Source organism: Vibrio sp. Evd11 (assembly GCF_900382755.1).
GTDB classification, from domain to species: Bacteria; Pseudomonadota; Gammaproteobacteria; order Enterobacterales; family Vibrionaceae; genus Vibrio; species Vibrio lentus.
The window spans coordinates 147,820-169,502 of the sequence record NZ_OSDX01000003.1 but is presented as its reverse complement, the minus strand read 5'-3'; the positions used below and the strand labels follow the sequence as shown (position 1 = coordinate 169,502).

At 45.8% G+C, this 21,683-nt stretch carries 18 protein-coding genes and 1 pseudogene; 1 reads left to right on the top strand and 18 read right to left on the bottom strand.

Going from position 1 to position 21,683, the window contains the following annotated elements:
• Nucleotides 1–55: 55 nt before the first annotated feature.
• From ED652_RS02275 to ED652_RS02190, 18 genes and pseudogenes are all read right to left on the bottom strand, one after another.
• Nucleotides 56–1,342: pseudogene (locus ED652_RS02275) on the bottom strand (sulfatase-like hydrolase/transferase); the annotation flags it as partial.
• A 75-nt stretch (nt 1,343–1,417) separates the two neighbouring features.
• The gene (locus tag ED652_RS02270) at nt 1,418–1,834 is read right to left on the bottom strand and encodes a tetratricopeptide repeat protein (RefSeq protein WP_122053362.1); all 417 of its coding nucleotides are present in this window, start codon (nt 1,832–1,834) and stop codon (nt 1,418–1,420) included.
• A gap of 160 nt (nt 1,835–1,994) precedes the next feature.
• Entirely contained in the window at nt 1,995–3,188 is a 1,194-nt protein-coding gene (locus tag ED652_RS02265; RefSeq protein WP_122053361.1) for an iron-containing alcohol dehydrogenase, read from the bottom strand.
• 178 nt (nt 3,189–3,366) lie between these two features.
• A complete protein-coding gene (locus tag ED652_RS02260) occupies nt 3,367–3,810 on the bottom strand; it encodes a hypothetical protein (protein ID WP_065105891.1) in 444 nt (147 codons plus the stop codon).
• A gap of 56 nt (nt 3,811–3,866) precedes the next feature.
• Complete coding sequence (locus tag ED652_RS02255) at nt 3,867–5,282, bottom strand: coniferyl aldehyde dehydrogenase (protein ID WP_122053360.1); 1,416 nt, start codon at nt 5,280–5,282, stop codon at nt 3,867–3,869.
• Between the two features lie 289 nt (nt 5,283–5,571).
• Complete coding sequence (locus tag ED652_RS02250; protein WP_102458739.1) at nt 5,572–6,054, bottom strand: MarR family winged helix-turn-helix transcriptional regulator; 483 nt, start codon at nt 6,052–6,054, stop codon at nt 5,572–5,574.
• Between the two features lie 362 nt (nt 6,055–6,416).
• Nucleotides 6,417–7,631, bottom strand: coding sequence for a choline ABC transporter ATP-binding protein (gene choV, locus ED652_RS02245; protein WP_122053359.1), 1,215 nt, complete (start codon nt 7,629–7,631; stop codon nt 6,417–6,419).
• 2 nt (nt 7,632–7,633) lie between these two features.
• A complete protein-coding gene (gene choW / locus ED652_RS02240; RefSeq protein ID WP_122053358.1) occupies nt 7,634–8,476 on the bottom strand; it encodes a choline ABC transporter permease subunit in 843 nt (280 codons plus the stop codon).
• Between the two features lie 112 nt (nt 8,477–8,588).
• A complete protein-coding gene (locus ED652_RS02235) occupies nt 8,589–9,560 on the bottom strand; it encodes a choline ABC transporter substrate-binding protein (protein ID WP_122053357.1) in 972 nt (323 codons plus the stop codon).
• A gap of 157 nt (nt 9,561–9,717) precedes the next feature.
• The gene (betA, locus tag ED652_RS02230) at nt 9,718–11,430 is read right to left on the bottom strand and encodes a choline dehydrogenase (protein WP_122053356.1); all 1,713 of its coding nucleotides are present in this window, start codon (nt 11,428–11,430) and stop codon (nt 9,718–9,720) included.
• A gap of 72 nt (nt 11,431–11,502) precedes the next feature.
• On the bottom strand, nt 11,503–12,963 hold the full coding sequence (gene betB / locus ED652_RS02225) for a betaine-aldehyde dehydrogenase (RefSeq protein WP_122053355.1): 1,461 nt from the start codon (nt 12,961–12,963) through the stop codon (nt 11,503–11,505).
• Between the two features lie 113 nt (nt 12,964–13,076).
• A complete protein-coding gene (betI, locus tag ED652_RS02220; protein ID WP_017097225.1) occupies nt 13,077–13,682 on the bottom strand; it encodes a transcriptional regulator BetI in 606 nt (201 codons plus the stop codon).
• A 434-nt stretch (nt 13,683–14,116) separates the two neighbouring features.
• Entirely contained in the window at nt 14,117–15,298 is a 1,182-nt protein-coding gene (locus ED652_RS02215; protein ID WP_122053354.1) for a Xaa-Pro peptidase family protein, read from the bottom strand.
• 37 nt (nt 15,299–15,335) lie between these two features.
• The gene (locus tag ED652_RS02210) at nt 15,336–16,679 is read right to left on the bottom strand and encodes a TRAP transporter large permease (protein WP_017111212.1); all 1,344 of its coding nucleotides are present in this window, start codon (nt 16,677–16,679) and stop codon (nt 15,336–15,338) included.
• The gene (locus tag ED652_RS02205) at nt 16,676–17,218 is read right to left on the bottom strand and encodes a TRAP transporter small permease (RefSeq protein WP_017111213.1); all 543 of its coding nucleotides are present in this window, start codon (nt 17,216–17,218) and stop codon (nt 16,676–16,678) included. Before ED652_RS02205 ends, ED652_RS02210 begins: the two co-directional genes overlap by 4 nt.
• Before the next feature lie 120 nt (nt 17,219–17,338).
• Nucleotides 17,339–18,382: a TRAP transporter substrate-binding protein DctP gene (gene dctP, locus ED652_RS02200; protein WP_017105430.1), complete on the bottom strand. Its 1,044-nt coding sequence runs from the start codon at nt 18,380–18,382 to the stop codon at nt 17,339–17,341.
• A 218-nt stretch (nt 18,383–18,600) separates the two neighbouring features.
• Nucleotides 18,601–19,812, bottom strand: coding sequence for a M20 aminoacylase family protein (locus ED652_RS02195; RefSeq protein WP_122053353.1), 1,212 nt, complete (start codon nt 19,810–19,812; stop codon nt 18,601–18,603).
• A gap of 101 nt (nt 19,813–19,913) precedes the next feature.
• Nucleotides 19,914–20,708 (bottom strand): Asp/Glu racemase, encoded by a 795-nt coding sequence (locus ED652_RS02190; protein WP_122053352.1) that lies wholly within the window; start codon nt 20,706–20,708, stop codon nt 19,914–19,916.
• 310 nt (nt 20,709–21,018) lie between these two features.
• Between ED652_RS02190 and ED652_RS02185 the strand changes: the two genes are divergently transcribed.
• On the top strand, nt 21,019–21,510 hold the full coding sequence (locus ED652_RS02185; RefSeq protein ID WP_004732456.1) for an Lrp/AsnC family transcriptional regulator: 492 nt from the start codon (nt 21,019–21,021) through the stop codon (nt 21,508–21,510).
• Nucleotides 21,511–21,683: the final 173 nt, after the last annotated feature.

Genomic DNA, 21,683 nt, shown 5'->3' with positions numbered 1-21,683 from the left:
TTTTCTGCAAGAGTTCGATGGTCTCAATTAGATCATATTTTTACTTGAATTGGTATAAGAGCGCTTTCGCAGGCTTAACAATGAAGGGCACTCGAATACCGCCTTCTGCCGTGTACGCTTTATACCAAGACAGACCACCGGTTGAAGCGCTTGCCCATTCAGGACCTAATGAAACGCTAGAGTTGGCTTTCCCTAGGTTTTCCGTCGAGTTGTCAAAGTGATGCGCCGTCCACGTTCGGATCAAATCACTGATGTTTTCACCGGTAATGTCCGCGGCTTCAGGGCCGTTGTCTGCCAGATACATAATGTAGGTATTGTCGTATTCGCCAATGTCTTTTAGGTAATCGACAACCTGACCGACTTGTTGGTCTTGCATCTCCATCATACCCATCGCCACCGCCATCTTCTTGCCATACCACTCTTGTTCTTTCTGAGACAAAGAGTCCCAAGGGCGACTTAATGCATTACGACTTGAGATATCGGCATCTTTAGGAATGACGCCCATCTCCTTCATGCGTTCAAAGCGGTCTTCACGAATCGAATCCCAACCATGCTCGACGTAGTAATCAACTTTATCTTGATACGCTGATTCTGGTGCTTGCAGCGGAAGGTGTATCGCAGTGAAAGGAAGATAAGCGAAGAAAGGCTTACCGTCGTCTTTCTTACCATCGATCATCTTGATGAGTTCGTTGGTATAGACTTGGTCGGAGTACTCGCCTTTGTATTTATCCTCAACGACTTCACCGTTTCTGTAGGTAGGCTCAACTTCAACGCCGGGAATGTCGCCTTTTTGAAGCGCTTCAGCGGTAGCCGCGTTTTTGGCAGGGAACATCATGTCGCGGTTAAAGTGATTCGAACCACCCGCTAAAATGCCGTAACTTTCCGAAAAACCTCGGTCATCAGGCAGGAACCCATCATCATGACCTAAATGCCACTTACCCGATAAATACGTGTTGTAGCCATTTTCTTTGAGCAGCGTAGCCACTGTTACGCCCTTCTTGGTCAGGTAGCCTTCATAGCCCGGTTTGCCAATCGCGCCCGGATAGACTGCATAATCAAAGGTGCCTAGCCCGACTTCGTGGCTGTTCGCTCCAGTTAACATCATTGAGCGAGTCACTGATGAGGTTGGTGAGGCATGGAAGTTAGTGAATTTAACCCCCTCTTCAGCCAACGCCATCAAGTTGGGGGTTTCGGCTTCTGAGCCATAAGGCTGGGTATCAGCAAAGCCAACATCATCACCGACAATAACAACGATGTTCGGCTTGTCTGATTCGGCGGCGAAGGCGGTGCTACTTGCGGCGGCCATCGCTGTGCATAGTAGGGATTTCTTGAATGTCTGCATAAGATGTCTCCAATAGCTGTGAATAATTTTTTCTGTGACTAACCTTTCTGTGATTAACCTGAGTTAGAATCTGAATTAGTGCGCGGCTTGGGACATCCAATGTAATAAGTCGAGCGCAGGGTCATAATCTTGAGCTGCTGCCAGACCGATCCAGGTGACAGCGTCCGCTTGGCTAACCTGAACGCCACTTCCAGAGAAGTACATTAGGCCAAGCTGTGTTTGAGCTTCAGGGCTACCGGCACTGGCTGCGGTTTCAAACCATTTCGCCGCTTTCTCGTCATTCTGCTCAACACCATCACCGCTCAAATACCGATAAGCGAGAGCAAGTTGCGCTTCAGACTGTCCTTCATAGGCTTCATCCAACAGCTGAACAGCATCTTGATGCTGTTCAGATAAAGCCGTGGAGCTTTCGCTTCCCACACTTGCCTTAGCAAAAAGCAGAACAGCCAAAGCACCAGTCAGAATCACGGTAGTTAAACGTTTATTGAACATTTATTTCCTCCTCGGGAATAAAGGTCACAACGTCCCTGTCGAGTGAATTAAGCGAAAAGTAGGAATGGCGCGATGATGCACAAGCTCGATAGCAATACGTTTTCAATCTTCATAATTTGTCCTCGATTTACAGTGCGTTTTTGAATGCTTAATGAGACGACTAAATCGCTTTTTCTATAATCTGTTCAATCGTTTGTTTTGAGATTGGATAGAACTGGAAGCAGATGTCTTTCTCAATCGCTTGAGCAATGTTGCGCTTCTCTTGGTCATCAAATTCCCAGCTACTGAAACGCTTCATCGCACTAACTTGGGTTTGGAAATTGTGTAAGAAATCCAAAACTCGTTGGTAAGTCATCTCGTCCGTTCCAGTGCTATCAAGCGAGAAGGCTTGAGCCAATTTAATTGCGTTTGGCATGTAGAATTCCGGCAGGGCTTCAATCACAACCGGCATCAGTACCGTGTTGGCATCGCCATGTGGAATGTGGCTAATCGCACCAAAAGCGTGAGCACAGTTATGAATCGGAATGCCGCCCAAAGACGAATAGAAAGCAGAGATCGCCATGGTACTTGCTTGAAGAAGGTTGCCACGTGCTGTTAGGTTTTCTGGCTCTTTAAGTGCCAAAGGTAAGTTTTCAACAATCAGTTTTGCAGCCTGAATGCCGTAAGCGTCGGTGAATGCATTACTCATTGGCGAGACAATCGCTTCAACAGCGTGTGTTAGTGCATCAATCGCGGTAGAACGAGTAAGGTGGGCAGGCAGCTTAGTGGTGACCGTTGGATCAAGAATCGCGATATCAGCTTCCAATCCCGATGCGACTAGGCTTGCCTTGATGTTTTCATGTTCGTTGTAAAAAACAGCAATAGGAGAAGCTTCTGCGCCTGTGCCAGCCGTTGTTGGTACGGCAATATGAGGCACTCGAATGTCTTCGTTGTTTGGCCACACTTCCATAAAGCCACCGCCAGCAATCACGGTACGGATATCATCAATCTGCTTATGAAGTGCGTATTTCACGCCCTTAGAAGCATCAATCACACTACCGCCACCGACAGACAAAATAGCGTCAGCATTTAAGCTATTAGCAAACTCAATCGCAGCGTTGATGTTGTCGCAAGTCGCGTCTGGCGCAATATCGGTGTACACACCAACCAGCTGAGTCGTTTGTTGGGTCACCTTTTGGTTTACAAACAACGCTGAGAATTGTTCAACAAAGCCCAAAGACTCCAAGCCTTTGTCAGAAAAAAGCACGACTCTTTTCGCGCCTAAGCGAGCAAACAGAGAAGGGATATTTTCGATGCCGTTCTCTTGAGCATGAACAATGGTTTTCAGTTGAAAGTTAAAGTTATTGGTAGTCATGGTGTTTACCTCGTTTATGTTTGATGACTAAACAACAACCAATACAAACCGGTCGATCTAAAGTGTTAATGTCAAAGATATGTCAATTAAGATCGTTGAGGATCATTTGTCGGAAACGAAAAAAGGCCCGCAAATACGGGCTTAGAAATATTAGAATCAACGTGCTGAACGACAGAGGTTAACGCAAGTGAGCGGGTACCTTTGTTTTGTCTCGGTTGAGATAGTAGTAGAGATAAACCAAAGAGTAGACGGTCACAAATCCATCGAGCGCAAACACGCCACTCCAACCATAAAACCATTCATAGTCATTGATACAGACGTTGTATAAGAAGATGCCAACAAACATCGACTTCTCAAATGCGCTGTAAATCATGGTCGAAGTACGCAGCGATTTGTACTTGGCCGAGAACATCAGCAACACACCAATACAGCCAACCATCACACCCCAGTGCTGATAAGTCCCCAACAGATACTCTTTATTTTCCATCATCGTATCGTTGTAAGAAAACAGTGTCTGCATACTCCAATCCGGTGCCAAGAAGGTAGAAAAAGCAGTGGCGGTTAAGAATCCAGTAACCATCAAATACGATTTCATGGTTCGTTCAAAAAAGCGTTCCAACATAAAATAACCTCTAAAAATAACTTCTTAATAATGAATAGCGTAATGACAGAAATGATTTACTTACCAAGCATGCTCATCACTGCTGTTTTTAATTCGTTGTCTTCTTTTGAAAACAGATGCTTAACTCGATGATCTAAGCCCGTTTCCAAGACTGTTTTGGCATGGGAGAAAGTGAGAAAACCTTCTTTACCGTGATAATTGCCCTGCCCTGATTCACCAATGCCACCAAACGGCGCATCATCAACCGCTAAATGGAAGACACAGTCATTGATACACATTCCACCGGAATGTACTTGGTGCTTAACCTGAGCCTGTAAACTCAAATCAAAGCTCATCAGATACAGCGCTAAAGGCCTTGGTTTGCTATTGATGACTTGGAACGCCTCTTCGATATTACGATACGTAATCAACGGTAATAGTGGGCCGAAAATCTCTTCATTCATCACCTTGGATGACAGGTTTGGTTCTACAATCAGATGCGTCACCAGTCGTTGGCAATCTAAGTCCATCGCGTCGTCATGGCAGGCCACGGTTCGAGTCCCCGCTTGTTGTTCTTCACTCAACAAACCCACTATGCGGTCGCATTGGCGAGGGTTAATTAAAGACGTCAAATTCTCGGAATAGACCCCTTCGTCAAACAGCAGTTGGTATTGTTTTTTATATTCCTCAATAAATACTTCGAGTTTTTCTTCGGGCAACAATACGTAGTCAGGCGCGACACACACTTGGCCGTTATTGAGGCTCTTGCCGTAAATGATTCGCTCGACAGCAATATCAATCGGCATGTCTTCTGCCACGATAACTGGAGACTTGCCACCAAGCTCAAGAGTCACGGGGGTTAGCGTGTCAGCCGTTGACTTCATCACTTGACGACCCATTTGGGTTGACCCCGTAAACAGAAGATGATCAAACGGCAATGCAGAAAACGCCGCGGCTATTTCGACCTCGCCCTCAACAAGACATACCTCGTTGGCATTGAAGACTTCATCCAATAGCTGTCTTAAAACGTGATTGGTTGCAGGCGTAAATTCACTCATCTTGATCATGGCAGGATTGCCCGCTGCCAAGGCTGAAATGAGTGGGCCTACAGATAACATGATAGGGAAATTCCACGGGGCAATGATCCCCACTACGCCTTTAGGCTGATAAACCACTTCAACGCGAGAAGTTGAAAGCAAAGGACCGGAGTGGCGAATTGAAGATGTCGACCAATGCGGCAAACACTCGATGGTGTGATCGATATTTCCTAAACAAGGAAGTATGTCAGCCATCAAAGTATCTTGTCGGCTGCGGTGACCATAGTCCTCACTCACTGCCGAACACAAGCGGTCTGTGTAGTCGATAAGAGCAGATTTCAGCGCTAGCAACTGTTCTATTCTCACCGGCACAGTGGACATCGGATCATCTGCAAAAGCTTCCTGCATACTCTTCAACGTCGCTTTCATTTGTGTCGCCGTCAATTCATGTTTCATACATCACCTCATGGTTAGGAGAGGCACACAATAATACACAACAAACCGGTCGGTCTAGTGTTATTTTGTCAGAGAATCGTCAATGCTTTTGTGAAACAAGTGAATAAACGTTAAACAAATTAAAAATCAGAAAGCTTGAGAATTTAAAATCGAAAGGGATAATTGGAAGACAGTTTGGACTGAAATTGTCAAAGGGATAGAGGCTATAAGATCAAAAACGGCCGCTCAAAGCGACCATTAAATATTATTTTAAGATGTTGTTTTTAAAACAATTAACTCAGCTAGCTAATTAGCTCTTAGCAACGTTAGCAATGCCTTCAAGCTGTAGAACTGGGGCAGCGTCGATGTCTTCGGCGTTCATCATTGCAGACACACGTTGCATCGAAGAAAGCAGTAGGCTTTGCTCCCATGCTTCTAAATTTTGGAATTTTTTAACGAAGTTATCTTGTAGCGGTGGTGGCGCATTGTTAAGTAGCTCTTGACCTTTTTCAGTCAGATTTGCGTGTACTTTGCGGCGATCTGACGAGCTGCGAACACGTTGTACGTAGCCGTTCAATTCCAAGCGATCGATGATCGTCGTTGTCGTCGCTTGACTCACATTAGTTTGATTAGACAATTCTTTGATCGTCACATTACCCATCTCTTGGATTGCGCGCATTAAAATCAATTGAGGGCCCGTCAAACCATACTCTTTACTCAGCTTTTTCGAGTGTAAATCGATAGCACGAATAATTTGGCGAATAGCGACCAAGATTTCGTCATGTTTATCCAAGATGCAGACCTTTGTACTAATATACTGTGAGTGACTTTACAGTGCCGTGGCGATGAGATTTCCAAACTGAACAGCTTAGGATCGCTTGAATTACACTGTAAATTGATAATTTACTTTATTGATTTTTCCGCATTGTACTGATGTTAATACTATTCTCAATCTTTTCTATACCACTAAACTTGCGTGGTACGGCACTTTTGCTTAATGAAGGGGGAATCAAAGCTTCAATGAAGACAAAAATAATGAGTTAGAGAACACAAACTCAAAGAATAATATATTTTAATAATCATAGAGGTAGAGAGACTTAACCCTCTCCACCCAATGAAAAACCAGCCTCAATAGCTAAGCTGAAAAACGAAATTTTACGCAGCGGTATTCATCTGAAAGTTACCAGTAAGCGCATTATAAAATTCACTGTTATCCAAAATACCGACCAGTTTATTGTCTTCCACCAGCAAAATCGGGTGATTACTTAGCTGTTTCAGTTTAATCGCATCGCGCATGCCGATCTCTGGGCTTGCCACTACAACACTCGACGCGCTGATTGCCGTCAAATCGTCAGATTCATTCCACTCAACAAGCGCCAACGTCGATTCACCTTTTACAGATAACGTACCTTCGCTCTGCTCAATCCATAAGTCTTTGGCATCACAGATCTTCCAGCTTTCATCTTCTTGTTTCAAAGAATCCAGAGGCTGCATCAACGAACGACCTTTAAGTACGTTCAACGGGTTAGTGTGTGCGACAAAGTCTTTCACGTATTCCGTTTTCGGCGTGAGTACGATCTCTTCAGGCTTACCGTGTTGAATCAATTTACCTGATTCCATGATCGCAATGTTATTACCAATCTTCAGTGCTTCATCCAAATCATGGCTCACGAACAGAATCGTTTTGTTGAGTTTGTTTTGCAGCATGATCAGTTCATCTTGCAGTTGAGCTCGAATCAGTGGATCAAGCGCCGAGAACGGTTCATCCATTAATAGGATGTCGGTGTCCATTGCAAACGCACGCGCCAAGCCAACACGCTGCTGCATACCACCAGAAAGCTCATGAGGGAATTTGGTTTCCCACTCTGCCAAACCCACCATTTCAAGCTGTTCACGCGCTTTAGCACGACGAACACCTTTTGCGACACCTTGCATTTCTAGGCCAAACGCCACGTTATCCAACACGTTTAACCAAGGCATTAGGGCAAACTTTTGGAACACCATAGAAACGCGGTGAGTACGAAGATGACGCAGAGTCGCTTCGTCGCACTGTTCACCTAAATCAACCAGCTTGTCTCCATCTTTGATCGCCAATGAGCCACGGCTGATCTCATTCAAGCCGTTAACTGCGCGAAGCAAAGAAGATTTACCTGAACCCGATAAGCCCATCAGCACACAAATCTCGCCTTCTTCAACGGTCAGCGACACATTGTCTACGCCAACGACTTGGCCAGTCTCATCAATGATCTCTTGGCGAGTTTTACCTTGGTCGAGCAGCTCAAGCGCTTGCTTCGGCTTGTCACCAAATACAACATCGAGGTTTTTAATGGTAATCGCGTCCATTGTCTTTTGTTCCTGAGAGATAGACATGATTAAGCTTCCTTCTGGTTTGGTGTTTTGCACAAGCGATCAAGAATGATAGCGACTAATACAATCGCCAGCCCGGCTTCAAAACCTTGTGAGATGTTCACTGTGTTCAATGCGCGAACAACAGGTTTACCAAGCCCGTCAGCTCCGACAAGAGCAGCGATAACCACCATCGAAAGCGACAACATAATACATTGAGTTACACCCGCCATAATGCTTGGTAAAGCAGCCGGTAATTCGACCTTCATCAGCAATTTCATACGGCTTGCACCAAACGCTTTACCCGCTTCAATCAACTCTTCAGGCACTTTGGTGACGCCTAAGTAGGTCAAACGAATTGGCGCGGCAATGGCGAAGATGATGGTCGAGATTAAGCCAGGAACGATGCCCAAGCCGAATAAAACCAAAGTCGGAATCAGATACACAAACGTTGGAACCGTCTGCATTAAATCAAGGATGGGTCTAAGCATCGTATATAACCAAGGGCGATGCGCGGCCATAATGCCAACTGGAACGCCAATTAATACGGAAATCGTTGTCGCTGCAAACACGAGGACAAAGGTTTCCAGCATTTCTTGCCAGTAGCCAAGGTTTAAAATAGTCAGCAAAGCTGCAACCACGAAAATCACAAGCGAGGGTTTACGGTGTAAATACCATGCAATCGCTGCGGTCATCACGATTGGTAAAGCCGGTGGCATCCACTTAAATACATCGACTAAAAACATAATGACGGTTTCTAGAAAAATCGAAATAGCGTCAAAGAATCCTGCTGCATTGATTGTTAGCCAATCAACACCCGCTTCCATCCATTGACCAACAGGGATTTTGTTTTCCGTAATAAAATTCACAATATTGCCTTTTATTATGGGTGGGCTACTTCAAACCAATCGAACAATTGGTCAGCCCACCTTTTTTATTTATAGAGCTTTGATAAATAGATCGATAGGTAGGTAGGTAAAACTAAGCTTTAACTTGCTTTAGGTATTCAGTAATCGCTTGAGTCGCTGATTCACCTTTATGCGTTTTTACGTTGTCTAACCAAGCTTCAACTTGTTGAGGGTTATTGTTCAACCATTGTTGAGCTGCTTTCTCTGGCTTCACTTTTTGGTTAAGAATCTCTTCCATCAACTGGTTTTCCATCTCTAGAGTGAACTCTAGGTTTTTCAGAAGTTGACCGACGTTTGCACACTCAGACACGTAGTTTGAACGAACATTGGTGTAAACATTTGCGCCGCCGTAGTTCGGGCCGAAGAAGTCGTCACCACCTGATAGATATTCCATCTCAACATTGCTGTTCATTGGGTGCGGTGCCCAACCAAGGTAAACGATCCACTGGCTACGACGAGCAGCGCGAGATACTTGCGATACCATGCCCGCTTCACTTGATTCCACTAGGCTGAAATCTTTCAAGCCAAACGCGTCAGAATCAATCATTGATTGGATTAAGCGGTTGCCATCGTTACCCGGCTCAATACCGTAGATGCGGTCTTTAAATTTGTCGGCATGTTTTGCTAGGTCGGCGAAGCTTTTCACGCCAGAGTCGTACACGTATTTTGGTACGGCTAGTGTGTATTTTGCCCCTTCAAGGTTGGCACGCACGGTCTCAACCGTTCCCGCTTCGCGGTACTTAGCGATGTCGCCTTCCATAGTTGGCATCCAGTTACCTAGGAATACGTCAATATCGCCGTTCGCCATTGAAGAGTAAGTAACCGGTACTGAAAGTAGGTCAGTTTTGGTTTTGTAGCCTAGGCCTTTCAGTAGCTCTGAAGTGACAGCCGTTGTTGCGGTAATGTCTGTCCAACCAACATCAGCGAAGCGTACGTTTTCACATTGTTGTGGTTCAACAGAAGCGTTAGCACCAAATGCAAATGAGCTGATCGCTAGCGCTGTTAACGTTTTTGTCGTCACGTTCTGAATATTTAGAGTCGTCATAATGGTTCCTTTTTATCTTTCCTTTTGCTGCTCGATATCAACACCGATAGAGAGCAGTTCTTCTGACTTTTGACTAATTAGTTTTGTTATTTTTTGCTTGTTACTTGTTGTTTTTATTCTTTGCTGCTTTTGCTATTTTTTAATCAATAACAGACGCTTACGCTTCTCGTACTGGCTTATTGATTCTTTGTGTTTCTTCCCACTCCGGTGCTATCCATACTGGAACGTTTTGCTCTTTTAGAACGGGCTTGCCCAAAATCAGGTCCGAGGCACGCTCAGCAACCATAATGGTCGGTGCGTTCAAGTTACCGTTTGGAATAACAGGGAAAACAGACGAGTCGACCACACGCAGATTATCAATGCCGCGAACACGACACTCTTCATCTAGTACCGCCATTGGGTCGTTATCTGAACCCATTTTGCAGCCACAAGAAGGGTGATAAGCACTTTCAACGTTCTGCTTAACCCATTCGTCGATCGCTTCATCAGAAGTTACGCTTAAACCTGGCTGAATCTCTTCACCACGGTAAACATCCATCGCTGGTTGCGACAAAATTTCACGGGTTAAGCGAATACAATCACGCCAATCTTGGCGATCTTGTTCGGTTGAGATGTAGTTGAAAATGATCTCTGGCTTGGCATGTGGGTCAGCAGAAGTGATCGCTACCGTACCGCGACTTTCAGGTTTGTTAGGGCCAACATGAACTTGGAAACCATGACCATCAAAGGCCGCTTGTCCGTCGTAACGCATCGCTGCTGGCAGAAAGTGATATTGAATATTCGGCCACTTCAATCCTTTGCGAGAACGAATGAACGCGCACGATTCAAAGTGATTAGTGGCACCCAAACCTTTGCGAGTCAAAATCCACTCTGCGCCAATCATGCCTTTGCTGACTAAACCAAGCTTGCTGTTGAGCGTGATGGGTTCGTTACAGTGGTATTGGAAGTAGACTTCTAAGTGATCTTGTAGGTTTTCACCGACACCGCTCAGTTCGTGTTTCAGCTCAACACCTGCCTTCTCAAGTACCGATTTCGGGCCGATACCAGACAGTTGCAGCAGTTGAACCGAGCCAATAGATCCCGCAGAAGAGATCACTTCTTTGTTCGCCACGGCCACTTGGGTATTGCCTGACTTTTCAAACTCGACACCAACCGCTTTCAAGCCTGATTGACCTTCTGAGTCTTGTGCTTCAAGTAAGAAACGACGCGCCACGATGCCTTTTTCCAAGGTGAGGTTTGAACGCTTCAATGCACGACGCAGATAAGCATTAGAGGTTGAGGCTCTAACACCCTTGTCTACCGTCATATGCATAGTGCCGAAACCTTCTTGCTGGTAGCCGTTGTAATCTTGTGTTTCTGGGTAACCTGCGTCTTTACCTGCATCAATGAATGCTTGGTAAAGGGGGTTAAGCTCCATATCGTTACCGTTACAAGTGCCGACAGGGCCATTGTCGCCACGATATTCGTCACCACCTTTATTCCATGATTCAGCACGGCGGAAGTAAGGCAAGCAAGATTGGTAATTCCAACCGGCTGCGCCCTCTTCTTCCCATTGGTCAAAGTCACAAGCGTGGCCACGAACGTAAACCATACCGTTGATCGATGAGCTGCCACCCAACACCTTGCCGCGTGGACAATGCAGTTCACGTCCATCAAGGCCCGGTTCTTGTTGGGTCTCAAATTGCCAAGCGTACTTTTCAGTATTCATCGGGTAAGAAAGCGCAGTCGGCATTTGGATAAAAATACTCTTATCCGTACCACCCGCTTCCAGTAATAAAACGCTATGTTCACCGCTTTCCGTTAGCCTATCCGCTAACACACAGCCGGCCGAACCCGCGCCGACGATAATATAATCGTAGCGTTGTTCCATGTTTTGATTTCCCTGAGATGAGTCAGTGGAGCTAGCTCTGTTAAGCTAGCTCATAAAATTGAGTGTTACGCGTTAGGCATAAGGGCTGGCGTAGTCGCCAAGTTCAATAAGAATGCTCTTAGTCTGCGTATAGTGGAGTAGAGTCTCTGGTCCGTTTTCACGGCCAACTCCTGAAAGTTTGTAGCCACCAACAGGCATTTCTGCTGGTGAGTCACCCCATGTATTAACCCAACAAATACCCGCCTGCATTTGATGAATAACACGGTGAGCGCGAGAAAGGTTTTGCGTGAACACACCAGCCGCAAGGCCGTATTGAGTATCGTTAGCACGACGAATCACATCGTCTTCATCAGTGAACTTCAACACCGACATAACAGGGCCGAAAATTTCTTGCTGAACGTGAGGCATGTCGTCATGGCAATCTGTGAATACCGTAGGAATAACAAAGTTGCCGTTTGCTAAGCCGTTGTCCGTCACTTGGTAACCGCCAGTCAGCAATGTAGCGCCAGACTGTTTAGCCAGCTCAATCGCTTCAAGGACTTTTGAAAGATGTTCTTTAGAAATCAACGCGCCAATCTGAGTCTCCATATCCATTGGGTTACCAATGATCAGCTTCTCAGTGCGTGTTTTAAGTTGGTCGATGAATGCGTTGTAGATATTTTCATGTACATAAACACGAGTACCGTTGGTACACACTTCGCCTTGGGTGTAGAAGTTTGCGACCATCGAAGCCGACACCGCATCGTCTAATTTCGCATCATCAAACACGATCATTGGTGATTTACCACCGAGCTCCATCGTTACAGATTTGAGTGTTTTAGCACTGTCTGACATTACCGCTTTGCCCGTACCGGTTTCGCCTGTGAACGACACTTTAGCGATGTCTGGGTGCGCCGTTAGCATTTGGCCGACACGGTAATCGCCCTGAACTACGTTAAACACGCCATCAGGAAGGCCAGCTTCTGTGAAAATCTCAGCAAGTTTAAGTGCCGTTAGCGGCGTTTCTTCTGAAGGCTTGAAGATCATCGCGTTACCCGCAGCGAGTGCTGGAGCCGATTTCCACATCGCGATTTGGATAGGGTAATTCCACGCACCAATGCCCGCACAGATACCTAACGGTTCACGGCGTGTGTAGAAAAATTGAGATTCACTAAGAGGTTGTTGATCGCCTTGCAGCGTAGGTGCTAGCCCTGCGAAATACTCAATAACGTCGGCGCCAGAAGCCACATCGACTTCGATCGCTTCTTGTAACGGCTTGCCCGTATCGACAACCTCAAGGTTCGCAAGGTCATTATTTCGAGCTCTAAGTATCTCTACCGCCTTTAAAAGAATGCGGCTGCGTTCTACGGCTGTCATTGCTGACCATACCGCAAATCCGCGCTTCGCCGATTCAATCGCATTTTCAACGTCAGCTGAAGAAGCTTGGCCAAGCGTTGCGATAGGTTCGCCGTTTGCAGGGTTAATGCTGACGAAAGTTTCGCCTGAGGTAGCGTCAACCGCTTTACCATCGATGTATAACGAGTTCATTTCCATTTGATCTTCTGACTTAATTATTGTTGTTAGACTCTATCGGTCTATGTATTTGTGAATGCATATCGTTGTTGAGAGCGAGCCTTTTAAGCTCACTCACTAGAATTTTTGATGACTCATTGATCACGCTGACACGAGTAAAACGTAAGTTGCTTGTCTAAGTAGTCATTGATGATTGCACGAGCTTTATCGGCGTTAATGCCTTCAGGATTGAGCGTCCCTCTCAGCCAGATGCCATCAATTAATGATGCGATGCCGTGTGCGATTAATTCCGCTTGATCAGGTTGAAAAATCGATTTCAATTCAATAAGTAAGTGAGAAATCAAACGCTTTTCATTCACGCGCTGAAGACGCTTGAGTTGAGCGTCATGCATCGAATAAGACCAGAATGCGAGCCATGTTTTCGACACTTTATTTTCCGCTTGATAGCCTTCGAAATTGCCGTTGATGATAGCGTTGATCCTTTGCTGGTGAGCATCAGCAGGGAGCGCTTTTAATTCTGTTGTTACGGTATTCGAAAGTTGACGCAGTATTTCTCGCATGGTCTCTTCGAGCAGCCCATGCTTTCCACCAAAATAGTGATTAATAATGCCAGTGGAGACTCCCGCTTCTTTGCTGATCAGCGCAATACTCGCGGCATGTAAACCTACTCTATCAATCACCGTCATAGTGGCTTGAACAAGCTGTGGTTTACGTATGTCAGGCATCCCAACCTTGGGCATTTCTTAGTCCTTCTATTTTATATTGAACGTTCAGTTAAGTATAAAATGACAGAAATTTAATTAGGGTTCAAATGATTATTTAAAACGAACTTGTAACAACACACCATTCAAAATCAAATAAGTCATTTTAAAACAATACTTTAAATATCATTTAGACCACTAAATAAAATCATTAAAGATTTGAGGTGTGATGGTTACGGGTCAAAGTTTTTAGTCAATAAGCACAAGATTTAAACAAAGGAAGAGAATCGCATAAGAAGAGTCGAACGTCGTTTGAGACAACTTAAACGTAATAATCGGAGTAGCAGAATGGGGAACATAGAATGAAAAGCAGAGCACCATGTAACGAATAGATACTCTACTTTATGACGGCTCAATTTCAGAGCCAGATAATGAAGCTAAGACTAGATCTAGAAACTAGGTTCAATGATTGACTAGCCAATAATCGGCATAGATTGCCATGCTCTTTGGTGCAACATCTCGCAGCCAGACTCTGTGATGACGATGTTTTCCTCGTGCACCATCATGCGGTTTTTCGCAAATGCCATGCCCGGCTCAAGGGTGAGCACCATACCGGGTTTTAATATCACGTCACCATTGGGCACATGTGATGGCCACTCGGTTAGCTGCATGCCTAAGCCGTGCCCCATGCGACCCACATCGTTGCCGAGTGCACCGTTCTTTTCGAGCACCGACCACATAGCTTGCCACACGTCTCCAGTGGTGCGTCCCGGCTCTGCAATCGCGAGTCCCGCTTCTGTCGACTGATATACCGCGTCATAAGCCGCTATTGTATCTGGCTGCGCATGCCCAAACGCATAGTTACGGTCAAAATCACTGAAATAGCCATCAAAGTTAGCCCCCGAGTCTATGATCAAAACATCCCCTTCAGAGAGCACACGATCGGTTGGCCCCATGATGATGTTGTCATAGCCACCTTGGCCGGATGCCGAAATCAGATAAGGGCAAGCATCGGCACCTAAACGCAGCATCTCCAAATGCATGGCTTTACACGCCTCTCGTTCTGTCACCCCTATCGCGAGATGATGACGAAGATACTCAAAGCCCGCCGCCGTCACTTGGCAGGCGAAGCGTACTTTATCGATCTCCGCTTGAGATTTAACACTGCGCAGATCTCGAACCATCAGCGACACATCAACCAAACTGTGTTGGCTCAGCTTTTGCTGTAACAATGCATAGTTAGTGGCTGGCATACGCAAATGTGTTTCCGGACCAATCATCGAGCCGATTCTGCGAGAACCCTTGGAGACCTCAGATAACGTAGAAGCTAATAAAGAGACGCCATCGTCTTCTGGTCTTGGTGACGGCCAGCTGCGCACATCGTCAATCCATGTCTCGTCAAAGCCAGCCACACCGATCTCTGGTACTACCGCTATGGGCTTACCAACCGCTGGCACCACCAAAAACCAAGGCCGAGTTGGGCTTTCCCAAAACTGCGATTTAAAACCGCTGAAATAGCGGAATTCAGGCTCCGTCGTGAAAAACGCAGCATCGATGTTTTGCGCGCGAAGACGTTGTTGCAACTCGACAGTACGTTGCTCTAGTTCTGCTGATTCAAACCCTCTCTGCGGAGGTGTTAACGGCAATATACTCATATCTCTATCCTTGATTGAATAAGGGTAACTCGACGGATTAATTGAATAAAATGTCTCTTGGTAACAGAGCGATACTTGGGAAGAAAATCAGCAACGCAGACATCAATATCAAAATAAGGAAAAACGGTAGCGTCCCACGGATGACCTCCATATAAGGACGCTCGAAAATCGCAATCGCGGTGAAGATGTCACAGCCGAATGGAGGCGTTGCCGACCCAATCGCCATTTGTAGCGTTACCATCACGCCGACCAAGATTGGGTCGATGCCTGCTGCATCAACAATCGGCATGAAGATGGGCGTCAAGATAAGTAGAACCACCAATGAATCCACGAACATGCAACCGACAAAGAAAGTCAGTGCGATAACAAACAGGATGAACTCAGGCGAAGCGTCTTCTAGATTGAGAGGAGCCAACAACTCTTGAGGGATTTGTTCAAACGAGATGTACCAAGAGAACGCCTGACCAACACCCACCAGCACAAAGACAACCGCGGTAATCAAGCCGGTATTTAACGCCGCATCGCAGATGTCTTTTACGCCAAGTTTGCGATAGAAAATGCACTCAACGATGATCGCATACAACACAGCGAATGAGGCCGCTTCGGTTGGCGTCACAATACCCGAATAGATACCACCGATAATCAAAGCAGGGAAACCAAGAGGAAGAATCGCTTTCTTGATCGCTTCAATGCGTTCTGCGGTGTTGGCTTTTTCAACCAAAGTGATGGTGTCGCTGTGTTTTACGCTGTAGGCATAGCTGTATAACGAGAACAGGCTCGCGAGTACTAAACCTGGGCCAATACCAGCAATGAATAATTCACCCACACTGGCGTTAGCTAAGGTGCCGTAAAGAATCAAACCGATACTCGGTGGGATAAGAAACGCGATGTCACTGGCATTGATGATCAGCGCCATCACAAAACTGTCTTTGTAGCCGGCTTGCAGCAACTTCGGACGCATGATTTGGCCAACCGACACCACGGTCGCTTGGGTCGAACCGGAAACAGAACCAAATAAAGTACAGCTGATACACGTCGTAATCGGCAAGCCACCACGCAGATGTCCGACAAACGCTTGAATCAGGCCAAGTAAGTTATAGGCTGTGTGGCCGCGCGTCATGATATCGGCTGCTAAGATAAACATGGGTACCGCAATCAATGCGTTCGGCGAAATGCCCGTGACCATCTGCTGAATCAGTACTCCCGGCTCAACCTGAGAGAAATGAATCAAGCCAATTAAGGCCCCAACCGCTAACGGAACGATCATTGGGAAGCTCAAAAACAGCAAAATCACCATCACAGAAACAAGAGTAAATGTGATGACATAAATATCTAATTCGCCGGCAATAATGTCCGAGAAAAACTGTGCAACATCGCTCATTCGAACTCACCTACTTTTGTGTTTCTATTTTCAATCACGTCAAATGACACGTAGATCTCTTTGTGCAGTAAGTTCATCAAGAAACTCATGCTGTATTGCAATCCGGCAATGAAAAAACCAATTGGAATGATCGCGTATACCCAATACACAGGGAACTGTAAGGCTGGACTTAATCGATTGATGTCTTTGAGCTCTTTGACGTAGAAGAACGCATGGTAGGTGAGGTAAAACATCAACATGGCGGTGAGTAGCGCAATGATGGTTGTGAGAACTTTCTGAGCTTTAGTGCTCAATGAATCGTAGACTGCGGTCATACGAATGTTTCTACCTTGGCGCACCGCATAAGCGAAACCGATAAAGGTGACTGAAACGATCAAAAACTGGTTAAGTTCTTCTGAGAAAAACAGGCTTTTGTTAAAGGCATAGCGACCAATCGCATTGGCCGTGGAATTGATCATCATCGCGAGAATGGCGGTCATGATTAAAAAGCGTTCTAGCTTTTCTGTCGCGACGCTTATTTTATGTAGCAGTTCTTTCATAACAGGCAGTGCTCCATACTTCGTTCAGTGACAGGGGTCCATTGCCACAATTTGGAGAAGGTGGGGATAAGCTACCCGCTGCCAATAAACAGCGGATAGCATTCATCCTAACAACGCTTTCTATTGCGTCGCTGAAGCAGCCTTCACTTCATCTAGGATTTCTTCGAGAATGGTTTTCGCACCCTCACGCGCTTCACTTTGCTCACCAGAAGGATAAGCATTTGCTACCACGTCATAGTAAGTCGTGTGCAGCTTTTGACTGAGGACCTTGAAGCGTTCACGCTCTTCCTCAGTTAACACAACCACCTGCATGTTTGGACGCTCTTTCAAGATCTTGTCCATGTTCTCTTTGTTGATGCGGATTTGGTAGTCGTAAGCCGCTTGGTCTGCCGCGGTGATCGCTTTGTCGACCATCGCTTGCTTCTCTTCCGACAGGCCGTTGTACCACTTGCTGTTGGTCGAAACGGTGCTCACATAAGGTTGCTGACCTGGGAACATTAGGTAATCTTGAACCTCATGCCACTTCGCGTTATAGATGAAGTAGATAGGGTTAACCATGCTATCGATGGTCTTAAGTTGCAGTGAACCGTACACTTCACCCCAAGAAAGAGGAGTCGGTGTTGCACCAAACGCTTTGTAGGTTTCAACAGGAATGGTTGAAGTGAAAGTACGGATTTTCTGATTCGCAAAATCTTCAGGTGTGCGGATAGGTTTGTTGCCACCCCAAACCATTTCGCCTTCAGACATCATCGACAACAGCTTTAAGTTTACGCTCTCAAACTTAGGTGCCAGCTTGTTGTAGATGGTTGGGCTTTCCGTTAAGACCTTATGCGTGATCGCTTCGTTGGTGCCCAGTACATACGGTAAGCTCACCGCTTGGACTTCAGGAACATAAGACCCTAAGTGACCCGCGCCTACCGACACAAATTGAATCGTGCCTTTAGCAGCCAGTTCTACAATGTCGTTTTCTGTACCCAGCTGACCGTAGTAATAGATGCGAACACGGATGTCGCCATCAGATTCCTTCTTAATCACTTCCGCAAATTTTTGCGCATAGATATCTTGAACGTCTGTTTTGTCCTCTTCTGAAGCAAACTTCCATGTTTCGGCATGAACGCCAAAAACCATGCTCAAACTTAGCAGTGCTACGCCTAATCGTTTCATCCTGTCTTTCCTTTTTATTATCCTAATTACACGCTGATGACCTTGGTCACTTCACGCGCTTCAGTTTTGGCTGTGTCGACAATAAACTCCGTTTAAAGTCAGCCATCTTGCAGTGCCAAATGCGTCACTGCTGAATCTGTTTCTTTACTTATTGCTTCTCATTGAATTGTGACTTCTCATTGATTTGCTTTTAATTCATTGTTTCTAAATAAGTATTTCTAAATTGATCTTGTTAAACGATCGTTCACCAACTGAATCCAGTAACTCGCACCGAGCTTTAAGATGCCGTCATTAAAGTCGTATTTCGGGTTATGCAATGCGCAACCACCGACCGATTCCGTGCCATTACCCAACAGCACATAACAGCCCGGTTTAACGCGTAACATGCTTGAGAAATCTTCCGAAATTGTCAGTGGATCGCAGGCGTCATTAACGTTCTCAACACCAAGTACCTTTTGCGCGGCGGTAACCGAATATTGGGTTTGTTGCTCGCTGTTGATGGTTGGGTAGAAGGTATTGATAAACTCGAAATCATAAGTCGCGCCAGCTGCCTGACAAATGCCCGCCACGATTCGCTCCATACTTTGTTTGATTCGATCGAGAGAGGCTTCAGTAAAGCAGCGGCAATCGCCTTTAATGACCACTTGAGTCGGAATGACGTTAACCGTGCCATCGGTAATAAATTCGGTGGCAGAGACCACAGCGGTGTCGTGAATAGCACTGAGATTACGAGACACGATGGTTTGCAAACCAAGAATGACTTGCGAGCCAACGACAAGAGGATCGACCCCTTGATGCGGCAAAGCAGCGTGGCCACCCACACCATTGATGGTGATCTCAAAACTGCTTTCACTGGCCATTAACGAACCGGGGCGAACCATCAATTCACCTTCCGCTAAGCCGGGGAAGTTGTGAACGCCGTATACTTCATCAATCGAGAATCGTTCAAACAAGCCATCATCAATCATCGCTTGCGCGCCACAACCATGCTCTTCATCAGGTTGAAAAATGAAATACACCGTGCCATCGAAGGTTGAGTTCCCTGACAATAAGTTTTCGGCCAAATAGCTTGCAGCGCCGAGCAACATTGCGGAGTGTCCATCGTGTCCACAAGCGTGCATCTTTCCGTCGTGTTGTGAGCAATGCGCAAAGCTGTTTTGTTCATGAATGTGCAAAGCATCCATGTCAGCTCTTAGGCCAATACTCGCCTCACTTGATCCAGAACGAAGTATCCCTACTAATCCTGTTTTACCGATGTTACGCACCACTTCAATACCAAAGCTCTCAAGCTTACTGGCGATGAAGTCAGAGGTCAGATTCACGTCAAAGCCACACTCAGGAAAGCGGTGTAAATGTTGACGCCATTCCGTCATGTTCTGGATAAGCTGTGAAGACAGTTGGTCTGGTTTTCTCGAAAAAGTAGACGGCATAGTAGTGTTCCCAAAGTGTCATTCTTTGTATTAACGTTAAATATGGAGTTAGCTTGGCTGCTGAATGTAAACGCAAAGCGAGCAGCCTTAATCAAAGGTCGTTACAACGACTGCGACCTTCGGCAATTATCTGAGGATGGCTGAAGATGGTGCGCTAGTAGTGCACCAAAGCCTTTAATGGGTATGGGGTAGTTCATCAACTGAAGCGAGTGCCAAGCCAACACCTGATTACTGCTAACAACGGGCTTATCTAATTGCGCTTCAATGGATTCAATCACCGATGCTGCACGCAATGCCGTGCAAGAGATAAACAGAAGATCCGCTTCAGGGTCACAGACTTGTATCGCGGCTTGTTTGATGTCCATTGGAGAAATGAACGTCATCGCGGTGTCATCTTCAAAACCAAAGCCAGCGATGCTCAACACCTCAATGCCTTGCGACTCAAAAAATGCGGCCACGTCTTGATTCACGGCTTCGGTATAAGGCGTTAATACCGAGATACGCTTCGCTTTAAAGCTGTCGAAAGCCGCTAAGGCAGCGGTTACCGGATTCGTTACCGCAGCGTTTGGGCGAGACTGATGAATAAGCTGCGTAATGCGTTCGCTACCAATCGCTACAGTGCCAGAAGTACAGGCGTAGATCACCACATCTAATTCAGTACCCGGTAGGATGGTATCGGCGCAAGCAGCGATTCCCGGCTCCATTCTACGCAGGTTCTCTATCGTCAACGGGTTGTAGTTTCTTAGGCGGCTGGTGAACGATTGCACATCGTTTGGATACAGCGCGTTTAAATCACGCTCAATATTGAAATCTGTCGCTAACGCAATCACACCGACGCGTCCTGCTGGTGCCAATTTTTCTAATTCAAACTGTAAAGTAGCGGTTGCAGATTTCATACTTTCCAACTCCTTGAGCGAGAGTTAACACCGCCCAAAGGATGTTAACAACATGTTTCATATAATTTTCAAACTCTGTCGATTTGATCTTTACATTTTGTTCACAAGATTAATAATGCACCGATAACTTTAAGGATTATCATTAAATGGTGACCTTGTTGTGCAGAAATTCCGCATTTTTTCTGCGTTATAGTGGTTTTTTGTTCTCGTTCATCGAGGTCTAAATGTTAAGGCTAAATACCTTTAACTCGATCACACACTGGTTCAAAAGAAACAATTAATTTACAAACAGATATTGGGAAGTATGGGTATGACACAGCAACCTGCATTGGTGGTCGACAGTTTCGACAAGAAGATCCTCAACATCGTACAAGACTCAAACAGAGCTACCTCTGACAAGATTGCAGAAAAGGTCGGACTCTCTCCAGCTGCTGTTCAGCGCCGTTTAAAACGCATGAGAGCGCAAGGTGTTATTCAAGCTGATGTCTCCGTGATCAACCCAAAAGCAGTCGGTCACGGAATGACGTTTATCGTTCAGGTAACGCTAGAACGTGAACGTGTGGATTTGATGCACAACTTCAAAAAAGAGATGAGTTCGAACCGCTCAGTACAGCAATGCTATTACGTGACAGGCAGTTCAGATTTCATCATGATTGTCACAGCAGCAGATATGGAGGGTTACGACAACTTTACTCGTGAAGCCTTCTTTGATAATGCCAATATCAAGAGCTTTCAAACCAATGTGGTGATGGATAACGTTAAGGTAGGGCTGACAATTCCAATTGATGAGCAGCGTGATTGATGACCAGATTGATTGATGACCAGCGAAATTAGCAAACAAGGCGTGTCGTGCGATGAAGTCAAAAAGAGAGGAAAAAAGACGGTATGAAGAAACCTTACATACCGCCAACTTTGGGGCTTACTTTATTATTCGTTGTTCGCGATTAGCTCTTAACAGCTAACTGCTAACTATGT

Coding starts and splice junctions, on each gene's coding strand:
- ED652_RS02215 (WP_122053354.1), bottom strand. CDS start 15,298: ATGAGTATATTGCCGTTAACACCTCCGCAGAGAGGGTTTGAATCAGCA.
- dctP (WP_017105430.1), bottom strand. CDS start 18,382: ATGAAACGATTAGGCGTAGCACTGCTAAGTTTGAGCATGGTTTTTGGC.
- ED652_RS02235 (WP_122053357.1), bottom strand. CDS start 9,560: ATGACGACTCTAAATATTCAGAACGTGACGACAAAAACGTTAACAGCG.
- betA (WP_122053356.1), bottom strand. CDS start 11,430: ATGGAACAACGCTACGATTATATTATCGTCGGCGCGGGTTCGGCCGGC.
- ED652_RS02195 (WP_122053353.1), bottom strand. CDS start 19,812: ATGCCGTCTACTTTTTCGAGAAAACCAGACCAACTGTCTTCACAGCTT.
- ED652_RS02270 (WP_122053362.1), bottom strand. CDS start 1,834: ATGTTCAATAAACGTTTAACTACCGTGATTCTGACTGGTGCTTTGGCT.
- betI (WP_017097225.1), bottom strand. CDS start 13,682: ATGCCCAAGGTTGGGATGCCTGACATACGTAAACCACAGCTTGTTCAA.
- ED652_RS02190 (WP_122053352.1), bottom strand. CDS start 20,708: ATGAAATCTGCAACCGCTACTTTACAGTTTGAATTAGAAAAATTGGCA.
- ED652_RS02210 (WP_017111212.1), bottom strand. CDS start 16,679: ATGAGCGATGTTGCACAGTTTTTCTCGGACATTATTGCCGGCGAATTA.
- ED652_RS02255 (WP_122053360.1), bottom strand. CDS start 5,282: ATGAAACATGAATTGACGGCGACACAAATGAAAGCGACGTTGAAGAGT.
- ED652_RS02205 (WP_017111213.1), bottom strand. CDS start 17,218: ATGAAAGAACTGCTACATAAAATAAGCGTCGCGACAGAAAAGCTAGAA.
- ED652_RS02185 (WP_004732456.1), top strand. CDS start 21,019: ATGACACAGCAACCTGCATTGGTGGTCGACAGTTTCGACAAGAAGATC.
- betB (WP_122053355.1), bottom strand. CDS start 12,963: ATGGAAATGAACTCGTTATACATCGATGGTAAAGCGGTTGACGCTACC.
- choV (WP_122053359.1), bottom strand. CDS start 7,631: ATGTCTATCTCTCAGGAACAAAAGACAATGGACGCGATTACCATTAAA.
- ED652_RS02265 (WP_122053361.1), bottom strand. CDS start 3,188: ATGACTACCAATAACTTTAACTTTCAACTGAAAACCATTGTTCATGCT.
- ED652_RS02260 (WP_065105891.1), bottom strand. CDS start 3,810: ATGTTGGAACGCTTTTTTGAACGAACCATGAAATCGTATTTGATGGTT.